Source organism: Arcobacter venerupis (assembly GCF_013201665.1).
GTDB classification, from domain to species: domain Bacteria; phylum Campylobacterota; class Campylobacteria; order Campylobacterales; family Arcobacteraceae; genus Aliarcobacter; species Aliarcobacter venerupis.
In genome coordinates, this window is record NZ_CP053840.1 from 429256 (window position 1) to 441642 (window position 12387).

General features: G+C 26.7%; 12 protein-coding genes and 1 riboswitch. Of the genes, 7 read left to right on the forward strand and 5 right to left on the reverse strand.

The window, feature by feature from the left end; all coding sequences use genetic code 11:
* Nucleotide 1 precedes the first annotated feature (1 nt).
* Nucleotides 2-1222, reverse strand: a complete 1221-nt coding sequence (locus tag AVENP_RS02135; RefSeq protein WP_128359286.1) for a MotA/TolQ/ExbB proton channel family protein — start codon at nucleotides 1220-1222, stop codon at nucleotides 2-4.
* A 167-nt stretch (nucleotides 1223-1389) separates the two neighbouring features.
* On the opposite strand from AVENP_RS02135, the gene AVENP_RS02140 reads away from it, so the two are divergent.
* The 7 genes from AVENP_RS02140 (at nucleotide 1390) to AVENP_RS02170 (ending at nucleotide 7554) form a co-directional block, all read left to right on the forward strand.
* Complete coding sequence (locus AVENP_RS02140) at nucleotides 1390-2877, forward strand: L,D-transpeptidase (RefSeq protein ID WP_172664190.1); 1488 nt, start codon at nucleotides 1390-1392, stop codon at nucleotides 2875-2877.
* Nucleotides 2878-2892: 15 nt separating this feature from the next.
* Nucleotides 2893-3462, forward strand: a complete 570-nt coding sequence (locus AVENP_RS02145; RefSeq protein WP_128359287.1) for a TetR/AcrR family transcriptional regulator — start codon at nucleotides 2893-2895, stop codon at nucleotides 3460-3462.
* A gap of 179 nt (nucleotides 3463-3641) precedes the next feature.
* Nucleotides 3642-4514 (forward strand): DMT family transporter, encoded by an 873-nt coding sequence (locus AVENP_RS02150; protein WP_128359288.1) that lies wholly within the window; start codon nucleotides 3642-3644, stop codon nucleotides 4512-4514.
* The gene (locus AVENP_RS02155) at nucleotides 4511-5440 is read left to right on the forward strand and encodes a D-2-hydroxyacid dehydrogenase (protein WP_128359289.1); all 930 of its coding nucleotides are present in this window, start codon (nucleotides 4511-4513) and stop codon (nucleotides 5438-5440) included. The genes AVENP_RS02150 and AVENP_RS02155 overlap by 4 nt, the downstream gene beginning before the upstream one ends.
* A 15-nt stretch (nucleotides 5441-5455) precedes the next feature.
* Nucleotides 5456-5566, forward strand: coding sequence for a cysteine hydrolase family protein (locus AVENP_RS15860; protein WP_204514127.1), 111 nt, complete (start codon nucleotides 5456-5458; stop codon nucleotides 5564-5566).
* A gap of 143 nt (nucleotides 5567-5709) precedes the next feature.
* A riboswitch (FMN riboswitch) is annotated at nucleotides 5710-5852 on the forward strand.
* 87 nt (nucleotides 5853-5939) lie between these two features.
* Nucleotides 5940-6572 (forward strand): 3,4-dihydroxy-2-butanone-4-phosphate synthase, encoded by a 633-nt coding sequence (gene ribB, locus AVENP_RS02165; RefSeq protein ID WP_128359290.1) that lies wholly within the window; start codon nucleotides 5940-5942, stop codon nucleotides 6570-6572.
* A 58-nt stretch (nucleotides 6573-6630) separates the two neighbouring features.
* The gene (locus tag AVENP_RS02170; protein WP_128359291.1) at nucleotides 6631-7554 is read left to right on the forward strand and encodes a bile acid:sodium symporter family protein; all 924 of its coding nucleotides are present in this window, start codon (nucleotides 6631-6633) and stop codon (nucleotides 7552-7554) included.
* Between the two features lie 11 nt (nucleotides 7555-7565).
* Here AVENP_RS02170 and AVENP_RS02175 read toward each other — a convergent pair whose 3' ends face one another.
* From AVENP_RS02175 to AVENP_RS02190, 4 genes are read right to left on the reverse strand one after another with little or no spacing between them, the layout of a single operon-like run.
* Nucleotides 7566-8966 (reverse strand): ABC transporter ATP-binding protein, encoded by a 1401-nt coding sequence (locus AVENP_RS02175; RefSeq protein ID WP_128359292.1) that lies wholly within the window; start codon nucleotides 8964-8966, stop codon nucleotides 7566-7568.
* Nucleotides 8959-9747, reverse strand: a complete 789-nt coding sequence (locus tag AVENP_RS02180) for an ABC transporter permease (protein WP_128359293.1) — start codon at nucleotides 9745-9747, stop codon at nucleotides 8959-8961. The genes AVENP_RS02175 and AVENP_RS02180 overlap by 8 nt, the downstream gene beginning before the upstream one ends.
* Entirely contained in the window at nucleotides 9737-10690 is a 954-nt protein-coding gene (locus AVENP_RS02185) for an ABC transporter permease (protein ID WP_128359294.1), read from the reverse strand. The genes AVENP_RS02180 and AVENP_RS02185 overlap by 11 nt, the downstream gene beginning before the upstream one ends.
* 9 nt (nucleotides 10691-10699) lie before the next feature.
* Entirely contained in the window at nucleotides 10700-12196 is a 1497-nt protein-coding gene (locus tag AVENP_RS02190; RefSeq protein ID WP_172664192.1) for an ABC transporter substrate-binding protein, read from the reverse strand.
* Nucleotides 12197-12387: the final 191 nt, after the last annotated feature.

Consider the following 12387-nt stretch of genomic DNA (forward strand, 5'->3'; position numbering starts at 1 on the left):
GCTACTTTGATAGTTCTTTAAATTCTGTTAAATCTTCAATAATTTTTACTGTTTGTTGGTCAATTGATTCAAGTGAATTTTGTAATTTATCTGTAAACTTAGCATCATATTCATCAATACCTTGTTTAAATTTCCACTCAATTTTTTCCATATCACTTTTCATAGTTTCGATACTTTTTATGATATTTGTATAAATCGCTTTTAAATTGTCCGAGCTTAAATTGTCTAAATGATTATTTAATTTTTCAATACTATTATTTAGCAATTGAGCACTTAATACATAAGCATCTTTTTGGTGCTCAAAACTTTTTATTGTTGTGCTCATATTTAAAGTCATATCTCTTAACATAATAGATAATTTTTCATTATTATCAATATTATCATCAATTTTACTAGAAAGTAAAACCTCTTTTTTCAAAATATCATCAAGTAAGCCAACTCTTTTTTCAATTAAAAGATTTATATTATCCATCATATCACTTGAAGTTAATTTTTCAAATACTTCTGACATTTTTGAGAAGTTATCAAGATTACTTTTTATGTGAATTGATTCAATATCAATTCTTGTCCAGAAGAATGTTTTTGTATCTTCTTTGATTAAATAAGTGTCATGTTCAAATCTACTCATTCCAATTTTTTCAAAAAAAGTCCACCAAATTGATAAGAAAATACCATAAATAGAAACATAAAAAGCAGTTCCAACTCCACCTAAAAGAAGGGAAATCTCTTTCTCAAGGGCATCTGTAGTTCCAGATGAAAAATCTGGCATACTAAGTGCAATTGATATAAAAGTTCCTAAAATACCAAGGGTTGGGAAAATACTTGAAGCAATTGAAGAAAAATTGTTATTTCTTAGATTACTTGTATAATCTTTTAAAAAGTCGTCAACACTTCCATTTGCTTTTGTGATATTATCAATTGTTAATAAGTTATTATCAACATAATCTTTTAGAGAAAAGAACATTCCCTCTTGTTGAGTTTTGAATTTGCATGAAGCATAATAAGCATTGTGTCTTGTAAAAAATAAGTAAATAAAATAGATAAATCCTATTAAAATAACACTATGAATTTCAACTTTTAATGGTAATTTACCAAGATAACATAAAATTATTAATGCAAATAATGCAGTAGGAACTGTAAGTAAAATAAATATTCTTGACATTGGTTTGCAGGTTGTCTGAAATTTTGTACCTAAATCTATAAAACTGTCGTTTGATAACATAAATATTCCTTGTGAAAACATATATAAATTAATCTGCAAGTTTAGCATATTTATTATTTTTTAGGATAAAATTTTTGTTACTTCAGTAAACATTTTAATTATTTTGCAAGTTTATAAGAATTAAAAGGTAAAATACTAAAATGACAAGAATAGGAATCATATAAAAAATGATAAAAAAAGTTTGGCCTTTATTATTACTACTTATTAGTAACTCATTTATCTACGCTGCAAATGAAAAATATAGCATTTCTGTTTGTATAACATCAAGTCTTGAAAATGCAATACAATGTAAACAAAAATTAATTGATGAATCACATACAGAAGTTTTTATTATAAAAGATAAAAGTAGTAAATATCTAACATATTTGGGAATTTATGGTGATGAAAATAGTGCAAAATATGCAATGAAATTTTCTTCAAAATATGTAAAAAAACAAAATCCATTTATTAAGAAATTACCAAATAATATTTTGACACTTAAAAATAAAAAAGAAGAGTTTATAGATTTATCAACACCTATTGAAGAAACGATTATACAAAATGAACCTATTAAAGAAAAACCTGAAAAATACGATGAATCATTAGAATTTATTTCAAATTCTCCAAGTCCTGAGCAGTTACAATTAGTAAGTTCATACCCTTTTGATGAAGGACAAAATCTTTCAAAAGGTTCTATTAAAAAAGAGAAAAAAACGATTATTTCTGCTAAATTTAAAGAAGAAAAAGTAGTAGAGCAAAAAGAAGTAGAGCCAAAACTACAAGAACAAAAGAGTGTAGCTGAAGAAAAACAAGTAGAACAAAAAACACAGCAAATAAAGAGAATTGAACAGCCAAAATCTGTAGAAGTAAAAGTATCTGAACAAAAAATTGAAGAACCAAAAAAAGTAGTAGATAAAGAGATAGTAAAACCACTTGAAATACAGAAAAACACAATTGTGAAAAATCAAATAAATAATCAAAAAGAATACGAAGAAGAACTAAAACAAATAAGTATGGATGAGTTTGATAAAGCTGAAGATGCAAAAGCTCCAAAATTGCCACCTGTTCCAAAAATGAATAAATTAATAAAAAGCCTTGAAACTGATGGCCCACGTAGAATAATGTTTCAAAGTGAGAAAAAACCTGCAGTTGTAAAAGTGATAAAAAAAAGTACTAATGTTGATCCTTTGAAAAATGTAGCAGAATATGAAGAGATATTAATTGAAGTTGATTCTGTAAAAAATAGAATGAGTTTAAAAGCAAAAATTGATGATGAATTTCAAGAGTTAAAAACTTATATTGTATCAACAGGAAAAGATAATATAGAAAAACCTTTTGGTGTTGGAATGGTTTCTAAAATATCATTAAATCCAATTTGGTATCCAACAGCTGATACAATTAAAAGCTTTAAAAAAAGAGGAATAAATCTTCCAAATGTTGTACTTCCTGGTGACAAATACAACTATATGGGTGCTGCAAAAATAAATCTTACCCATGAAGTAAATGGAAAAAGTACTTATAGAATTCATGGAACACTAAATGAAAAAACATTAGGTACAAATGAATCAGCTGGTTGTATTAGAATGAAAAATAGTGATGTAGTTCAATTAGCAACACTATTAAATAAATTTTCAGCCTTAAAAGGTTTAGATGAAGTGAAAGTAATTTTAAAATAAAAAAGAAAGAAAAATATGATTAGTTCAAGAGATAAATTATTAGATGTAGCCTTTGATGAAATTTATCACAATGGATATGCTGCAACTTCTGTTGATAAAATTTTAAAAGAAGCGAATATGAATAAAGGAAGTATGTATCACTTCTTTAAATCAAAAAAAGAGTTAGTTGTTGCAATGATAAAAGAGAAGATTTATGAATACATTGATATAAAATATAGCAAACTCTTAAAATATGAAGAGAATATTATTGATGAATTAGTGGCTTTTTTAAAAGAAAGAAAAGGTTTTAATTTTAATTTTGGTTGCAAACTTAATAATTTAGTTCAAGAACTCTCTCCTAAAGATAAAGATTTTAAAGAGGCTTTAGAATATGTATATCTTCACTTTGAAGATATTATCAAACAAGTACTTGATAAAGCAGTATTAAAAAATGAGATAAACTGCGTAGATACAAAAAATATGTCTATTTTCATAGTAGCTTCACTTGAAGGGTGTTTGGGAACTGCAAAAAAATCTCAAAATGGTCAAGTTTTTACTGACTGTATTTCTCAATTAGAATTCTTTTTAAATAACCTAAAAAAATAAATTTTAAAAGTCTTGACTAATTAGTCAAGACTTTGTTATACTTCTAGTTGACTATGTAGTCAAGTTAAAAAGGAGAAAATAATGCCATATATTAATATAAAAATAAAAGAGCTTAAAAATCTTTTAGGACAATTTGAGGGATTAACCCAAGAGTATCGATATATAAAAAGTAAAATCCTATGAGTTACTATATAAAAAAATCTATTTTGCCATTTCTTTTTATGTTTTTATATGGAAGTGGATTTATTTTTTGTGAATATGGTTTACATAATTCATCTCCGATGGCTTTTTTAGAAGTACGATTTTTTATTGCTTTTTGTATCTTACTTTTGATTACTATAATCTTTAAAATGCCAATCCCAAAAAGTAAAAAAGAGTTTTTACATATAGTAATCGCTGGAAGTTTAACTGTAGGAACATTTTCTATAGGAGGATTTTTATCAATTTCTTATGGAATATCAGGAGCAACAAATGCTTTGATAATATCTTTACAGCCAATAGTTGTAACGGTTTTAGCGATGAAGTTGCTAAATGAAGATATAAATCTAAGAGTTTGGTTAGGACTAATAATAGGTTTTGTAGGTGTTGGTTTTGTAGTTTTTTCTAAACTTGGAACTTCCTTTTCATCTCTTGGACTGTTTTGGTCTTTTATTTCATTATTGGGACTTAGTTTTGGAAGTTTGTATCAAAAGAAGTATTGCTCACATATGAATCTTTACTCAGGTGGTGCAATTCAGACTTTAAGTTCGACGATTTTAGTTTTACCATTTTTATTTTTTGAAGATATTCATATAAATTTGAATGGTGAGTTTATTATTGCTTTACTTTATATGGCAATAGGAGTTAGTATAGGTGCTTTGTCACTTTTATATATTATGATAAAAAATGGTGAAGTTTCAAAAGTCTCTTCTATTTTTTATTTAGTACCAGTAAGTGCAGCTATTGTTTCATATTTTTTATTGGGTGATAAAATAGAATTTAGTGAAATCATAGGAATTATTACTATAATAATTGGAATAATATTAATTAATAAAAGAAAAGGAATAAAATGAAAATAGTTATTTTAGATAGAGTAACTCTAGGTTCAGATATAGATATAAATATTTTTAAAGAGTTTGGAGAGCTTATTTCTTATGATAAAACAAGTGCAGATGAGACAAAAGATAGAGTAAAAGATGCAGATATTGTAATTACAAATAAAGTTGTTTTAAGAAAAGAGCAAATGGATGATTCAGATATAAAACTTATTTGTATCACTGCAACTGGAACTGATAATGTAGATTTAGAGTATGCAAAAACTAAAAATATTGTAGTAAAAAATGTGGCTGATTATTCTACATCAAGTGTAGTTCAAGTGGCTTTTGCGATGATATTTTATTTTGTTCAAAAACTAAATTATTACAAAACTTATGTTGATAATGGAGAGTGGGAAAAAGCACCAGCATTTACTCATATAGATGAAATATTTTTTGAGTTAGATAATAAAAGAGTTGGAGTTATTGGTTTTGGAAATATTGGAGAAAATTTAGCAAAAAAAGCTCAAGTTTTTGATTGTGAAGTTGTTTATTACTCTACAAGTGGAAGAAATTCTAATTCAAATTACAAGAGAGTTGAACTTGACGAGTTATTACAAACCTCAGACATCATAAGTATTCATTGCCCACTAAATAATGATACAAGAAATTTATTGACATATGAAAATATGAAAAATATAAAAGAGGGTGCAATTTTATTAAATCTAGGTCGTGGTGGAATTATAAATGAAGATGATTTAGCCAAAATTATAGATGAAAAAGAGATTTATTGTGGTATTGATGTGGTTTCAAAAGAGCCAATTGAGAGTTCAAATCCATTATTAAAAGTTAAAAATAAAGATAGACTACTTTTAACTCCACACATTGGTTGGGGTTCAAGTGAATCAAGAAATAGACTTATAAAAAAAGTAGCACAAAATATAAGAGATTTTTTGAATAAATAAAATATAAAAGAGTTAATGATCTGTGGAATGATGAGTCACATGAGTGTGGATTCAACTACAAGAGCAGCTTTTGATTTAGGGTTTGATTGTACAATTAGAGATTTGGAGTTTTTAGGTAAAAAGTAAAAGCAAGTGAAGTTCATAACTCTTTTGTGTCAGTACTTGGAAGTGTTTTTGCTAGAGTTGCTAGTTGTAAAGAAATAGTTTTTAATTAGGATAGAGTGACTTTTTACAAAAAATTAATTCTTATTTAGCTACTATTTTTTAAATTTATTTCTCAGGGCAAGGTGAAATTCCTTACTGGTGGTAACTATACTTAATAGAAGTCCACGAGCGCTTTATTTTATAAAGGTCAGCAGATTTGGTGTAAATCCAAAACCAACAGTTAAAGTCTGGATGGAAGAGAATATAATATCACTTTTATTGTTACACAATTAGGAGTATATTGCTATATGCACTGCCCTGATTCATAGGTTTACTTAATATTAAAGGTATAACAATGAATCAAAAAATGACTACTGAAAAATTTCCTCGTATGGAAAAAGTACTTCACTCTTTACAAGAAGGTAAAGGAGTGATTGTTTTAGATGCTTACAATCGTGAAAATGAAGCTGATTTAATCTTCTCAGCGCAAAATCTAACAATAGAACAAATGGCACTATTAATTAGAGAGTGTAGTGGTATAGTTTGTTTATGTTTACCCAAACAAAAAATTCAATCGCTTGGTTTATCTATGATGGTAGAAAATAATAACTCAGCTTTTCAAACACCTTTTACTGTTTCAATAGAAGCAAAAGAGGGCGTTACAACTGGTGTATCTGCAAAAGATAGAGTTACTACAATAAAATCAGCTATTGATGATGATGGATATTTAAAAATTGTATCCCCTGGACATATATTTCCTTTGAGTGCAAATGAAAAAGGAGTATTAGGTCGAGAAGGTCACACAGAAGCTAGTGTTGACTTAATGAAACTTGCAAAATTAAAACCATATGCAGTATTGTGTGAATTGACAAATGAAGATGGTAGTATGGCAAAAGGGGAACAAATAGAACAATTTTCAAAAAAATATGATATGCCAATTATTAGTATTGAAGAAATCATTAAATATAGACATACTTTAGGAGTTTAATATTGTAAAGTGAATTTAAACCAATTTTTGTAAAATAAGAAAAAACATTGGATTACTAATGATTAAAAAGATTTCTATTTTATTTCCTCTATGGGCTGTATTATTCTCTATAGTTTCATATTTCCAACCAAGTTTGGTGGTTGGATTTAAGTCTTGGATTATTCCACTTTTGATACTTATTATGTTTTGTATGGGAATTACCTTAAAACTTGATGATTTTAAAAGAGTTTTTAAAAGCCCTAAAATCATAGCTTTGACAGTTGCCTTACAGTTTTTATTTATGCCTTTATTTGCTTTTTTAGTTTCTAAAATATTTAATTTATCTGATGAATTACTTGTGGGTATGGTTTTAGTTGGTGCAGTTTCAGGTGGAACTGCATCTAATGTAATAGCATTTTTAGCAAAAGCTGATGTGGCACTCTCTATTACTATGACAATCGTTTCTACACTTTTGTCTATAATAATTACTCCATATTTGACACTTCTTTATGTGGGACAAACTGTTCCCGTTCCTGCTACGGATATGTTTATTAGTATTTTAAAAATTGTATTTGTGCCTGTTGTAATAGGGCTTGTTTTAAATCATTTTTTTAATAAATATATTGAAAAAAGACATGATATTTTTGCACTTTTATCTATTATTTCAATTGTATTTATAATAGGAATTATTATAGGTATAAATGAAAGTAAAATTTCTACAATTGCCATGTCTTTGATGTTAGCAATAGCTTGTCATAATCTTTTAGGGATAATTGCTGGATATTATTTTGCGAAGCTGTTTGGTTATGATAAAACTGTTTGCAAAACAGTTGCTATAGAAGTAGGAATGCAAAACTCTGGTTTAGCAGTTGTACTAGCAATGAAATATTTCACACCTTTAAGTGCACTTCCTGGGGCTATATTTAGTATTTGGCATAATATTTCAGGTTCTATTCTTGCAGGTATTTGGGCAAAACAAGAAGAGGGAAAAATCAATATTTGATTTTTCCTTTTTTATTTATACTCTTCTATATTAATTACTTTATTAGAAATGATTTGAGCTAGAGTTCTATCATGGGTAACAAGAAGAACACTTAGATTTTCAGTTTCAACTATCTCTTTTAGTAAAAATAAAACCTCTTTTTGAGATATAGGATCAAGTCTTGATGTAATTTCATCTGCAAAAATAAAAATAGGTTTTAAAAGTAATACTCTGATTATAGAAAGTCTTTGTAATTCTCCTCCTGATATTTCAGATGGTGTTCTATTTAATAACTCTTTTGATAAGTTAAATTTTTCTAAAAATGAATATAATTTTTCTTTTGCAATTTTATGTAATTTTAGTAAATCCCAAAAGCCATCTTTTAATATTTGCTCAGGTAAAAAAGCACTTGGTGGATCTTGATAAATCTTTTGAAATTGGATTTTTGAATAATTTTTGTTTTTTATAATCTCTCCAGAATCTGATGATAAGTGATCTAAAATTATATTTCCTAATGAACTTTTTCCACTACCACTTTCCCCAACTATTGATACTATTTCACCTTTTTTTATATCAAATGATAATTTTTTAAAAAGTATATTTTTATCAAACTGTTTAGATAAATTTTTTATATGAACTGTTGTTTCATCTTTTGGTTTTGTTTTTTCTATTTTCCAAAATGTTGGTTCTGCCAAAATTAATCTTTTTGTGTACTCTTTTTGTGGATTATTGAAAATTGATTTTGTATCAGAATATTCAATGATTTCTCCATCTACCATAATTCCTAAAGAGCCTTCTATTTTTCTTGCAATTTCTAAATCATGGGTAATAACAAATAAAAGTTTATTTTGTTTTATTTGTTCATTTAATTTATCAACTATCGAGTCACACAGTTTTTTATCCAATCCTTTTGTTGGTTCATCAACTAAAATTAGGCTTCCTTCTTGAACATGGGTAATTGCAATTGTTAATCTTTGGCACATACCTCCTGAAAGTTCATAAGGATATGAATTTGTAAACTTTTCTAGTTTTACATCTTTTAGTTCTTCTAATGATTTTTTTAAACTATGTTTTTCATTATTTTTATATGTGAATTGTCTAACTTCTTTTATTTGTTCAATTACTTTCATAGTTGGGTCTAAAGATAACCATGGTTCTTGAGGAAGTAAGGTTATATGTTTTCCCCAAAGTTTTTCCCTTTCTTTTTTTGATAATTTTAATAAATCAATATTATCAAGTAATATTTTTCCTGATACTTCTAATTCTTGAGGTAAAATGCCCATTACAGCATCAATAACTAAAGATTTACCCGAACCTGACTCTCCTAATAAAACAAGAGGTTTTTTTGTAGATATTTCTAAATTTATATCTTTTACAAGTACTTTATCTTTTGTGTAAATTGTTAAATTTTCTATTTTTAATTGTTTATGCATTTACACTCCTTTTAGACATAAGTTGTAGTGATAGAACAATTAAGAATATAATGAAAGAGGGCAATAAAACCAATAAGGGTTCTTCTTCATAATATGGTAATAGTTCAATAATCATACTTCCTAATTCAGCTGTTGGTGGTCTTATTCCTACATTTATTGCACTTAATGAAGAAATAGCAATAATTGCTGTACTCATTGAAAAAGTTGAAATAGTAAATATCATGGGTAAAAGTTTTGGAATAATTAATTTTCTTAAGATATAAAAAAAACTAAATCCTAAAGATTTTGATGATTCAACAAAAGGCTCAACCAGCAATGATTTGGTTTTTAATCTAGTAATTTTGAAAAATTCAATCCATAAAATTAATGCAAGTCCTACATAAAGTGGCAAAAAATCTCCAGGAGAAAAAGCAATTAATACAAGAATCAGCAACAATCCTGGAAGTGCTAATAATATATCACAAATAATATTTAAAAATTTATCAGTTAATCCACCTTTGTATGCTGCTAATATTCCTAAGGTAACACCTGGTATAAAGGCAGTTACTGTTGTAATTAAAGCTAGGAAAAATGAAAGCTGTGTAGCTTGGGCAACTCTTACTAATACATCTCTTCCATATTGGTCTGTTCCTAAAGGATGCTCTAAACTTGGATTTGCAAATATATTAAATAAATCTTGTTGGTCGCTTTCATAATTTAAAATAATTTGACTGAGAATTGAGAAAAACGCTAAAAATATTAAAATATATAAACCAATATAAAAAGTTCTTTTATTTTCCATTATATTTTTTCTCCTTTAATCTTGGGTCTAAATTTAGTGCCAAAATATCTACAATTAGATTTATAAATACAAATATTAATCCCATAATTAAAACAGTACCTTGAATCATTGGTATATCTCTTGCCACAATTGCATGAACTAAAGCATGACCAATTCCAGGGAAAGCAAATATGGTTTCTACAACTACAACACCTTCTATTAAATAAACAGATTGAAGGGCTAAAAATGATATTAAAGGAATTAAAGCATTTTTAATGCCATGTCTTTTTATTGTTATATTTTGTGATAAACCTTTAAATCTTCCATATTTAAAATAAGAAGAGTTTTGAACATCATTCATAGAATCTGTTATTAATCTATTTGAAACAGCAGCTAATCCAAGGCAAAGAGTTAATGTTGGTAATACAAAATTTTTCCAACTCTCAAATCCAGCAGGTGGCAAGATGTTAAACCAAATACTAAATATCAAAATAAGAATTAGTGCTAAAACAAAAGGAGGAATTGCTCTAATAATAATTGAAATTAACATAACACTATTATTTACAAATTTATATTTGCTAATAGATGTAAATATTCCTAAAGGAATAGCAATAATTAATGAAACAATAAAAGCCAAAAGAGCTAAAACAAAAGAGTATCCCAATTGAACTTTTAATTCTTGAATAACGCTATTTCCACTAACTAATGAATATCCTAAGTCAAGTTTTAAAAAATTAAAAATTGATATTAAATATTGTTCATATAAGGGTTTATTTAATTGCAATTCTATTCTAACACTTTGTGCAATTTCAGCAGTAAGACCATCTGGACCATATCTTCCTGCTGCGATTCTCATAGCAATATCACCAGGTAATAAGTGCATCATTAAAAAACCTATACTACTTGATAATAAAGCAACTATAATGACTTGAAAAAATCTTTTTATAAAAATATTTATAAACATCAAATATCTTTATTTATCAAATTTAATATCAGATAAATTATAAGAAATTTCAAAAGGATCAATTTTAAGATTTTTGATTTTTTTATTTGAAACAACAGTAATACTTGACCAAGTTAATGGAATAGATGGTAACTCTTCATTTAAAATCTTTGATATTTCAAACTGAGTTACTAAATTAGCTTTTTCATACAGTGATTTTAAATCAGATGCCATTTTTTCATTTTTCCAATTCATAGCGCCCCAATCTCCACCATTCTCACCATAATCTTCAATGATTGTTCCTAAAGGGTTAGGAACTAATGTAAAGTTTTTTGAAATAAGGGCTAATTGTAAAGAGTTATCTTTGTGTTTTCTTACAACTTCAGATGAATTTGTAACAGATATTTTTAAATCAATTCCAACTTGTTTTAATTGATTTTGAACAACTGTTGCAATGATAGGTAGTTCTGGCCAGTTTGGATAAGTAATAAGTTCAAGCTCTAATTTTTTGCCATTTTTATATAAAAAACCATCATTTTGTTTTTCCCAACCACTATTTTTTAGTAGTTCTTCTGATTTTTTAATATTAAATGTTAGGGGTTCTATATTTTTATTGTGCCAAGCTACAAGCTCAGGTGGAAACATTTGTGTTGCTGCTAAAGATTCATCTTTTAAAATTCCTTTTGCAATAGCATCTCTATTTATTGCATAACTAATAGCATGTCTTATATTTTTGTCTTTTAAAATTTCATCTTCTGAATTTAGTTTTAATTTTCTAGTTCTAAATATTTTTACTGTTTGAATATCTAAATTAGGGTTTTTCTCTAATGACTTCAATGATATTGGCAAAATTGAAAAAGCAATATCTGCATCACCACTTTTAATCATTAATGCTCTTGTTTCATTGCTTCCAACAGCATTATATGTGAGTTTTTCAACTTCGTTAGTTTTCCCCCACCAAGAATCAAATCTATCTGCTTTTATTAAAAGAGGTTCAGTTATATTTGTGATTTTAAAAGGGCCTGTTCCTATAAATTTTACAACTTTTCCATTTTCAAAGGAATTTTTACTTAATATCAAAGTAGTGTAGTGAGCAAGATATGCGGGTAAAATACTAACCTTTGAAGTTAGTTTTATTATCAATTCATCATTATTTGAATCTATTTTTTCAATAGGTAAATATCTTAAAATACTTTTTTCTTCTACATCTTCTCTATTTAAATTTAAAGCTACTGTTTGTGCATCTAAAATAGTATCATCTTGAAATTTTACATTAGGTCTTATTTTAAATTTCCATGTTAATTCATCTGCTGAGGTTTCCCAACTAGTAGCTAAATTTGGAAGAATTTCACCTTTGTCATTTACTTTTACAAGATTTTCAGCAATCTGAAGTCTTGAAAAAATATATCCTGATTTTGTTGGTTCAAGACCTTTTATTTCATTTGGTCCTATTACTTTTAACTCATTTGCATGAAGAGTTAAAAATGAAAAAATTAAACATAATTTTATAAATTTTATAATATCCATTATTTTCCTTTTGTTGATAATTATTATTGGAATCATATTTTAAGTATAATTAAATGCAACTTAGTTGCATTTAATTTAAGAAATACAGCATATTTTTATTATTATAAAATATTAAGATTTTTAAATTTAATAATATAAGCACAGCTTATATTTAATATGCAATTAAAAGAGTATAATTTATTATCTAATAA

Bases quoted from the DNA above. Each gene is read 5' to 3' on its own strand.
- AVENP_RS02135 (WP_128359286.1), bottom strand. From the start codon at position 1,222: ATGTTATCAAACGACAGTTTTATAGATTTAGGTACAAAATTTCAGACA.
- AVENP_RS02145 (WP_128359287.1), top strand. From the start codon at position 2,893: ATGATTAGTTCAAGAGATAAATTATTAGATGTAGCCTTTGATGAAATT.
- ribB (WP_128359290.1), top strand. From the start codon at position 5,940: ATGAATCAAAAAATGACTACTGAAAAATTTCCTCGTATGGAAAAAGTA.
- AVENP_RS02175 (WP_128359292.1), bottom strand. From the start codon at position 8,966: ATGCATAAACAATTAAAAATAGAAAATTTAACAATTTACACAAAAGAT.
- AVENP_RS02140 (WP_172664190.1), top strand. From the start codon at position 1,390: ATGATAAAAAAAGTTTGGCCTTTATTATTACTACTTATTAGTAACTCA.
- AVENP_RS02185 (WP_128359294.1), bottom strand. From the start codon at position 10,690: ATGTTTATAAATATTTTTATAAAAAGATTTTTTCAAGTCATTATAGTT.
- AVENP_RS02180 (WP_128359293.1), bottom strand. From the start codon at position 9,747: ATGGAAAATAAAAGAACTTTTTATATTGGTTTATATATTTTAATATTT.
- AVENP_RS02155 (WP_128359289.1), top strand. From the start codon at position 4,511: ATGAAAATAGTTATTTTAGATAGAGTAACTCTAGGTTCAGATATAGAT.
- AVENP_RS02170 (WP_128359291.1), top strand. From the start codon at position 6,631: ATGATTAAAAAGATTTCTATTTTATTTCCTCTATGGGCTGTATTATTC.
- AVENP_RS15860 (WP_204514127.1), top strand. From the start codon at position 5,456: ATGATCTGTGGAATGATGAGTCACATGAGTGTGGATTCAACTACAAGA.
- AVENP_RS02150 (WP_128359288.1), top strand. From the start codon at position 3,642: ATGAGTTACTATATAAAAAAATCTATTTTGCCATTTCTTTTTATGTTT.
- AVENP_RS02190 (WP_172664192.1), bottom strand. From the start codon at position 12,196: ATGGATATTATAAAATTTATAAAATTATGTTTAATTTTTTCATTTTTA.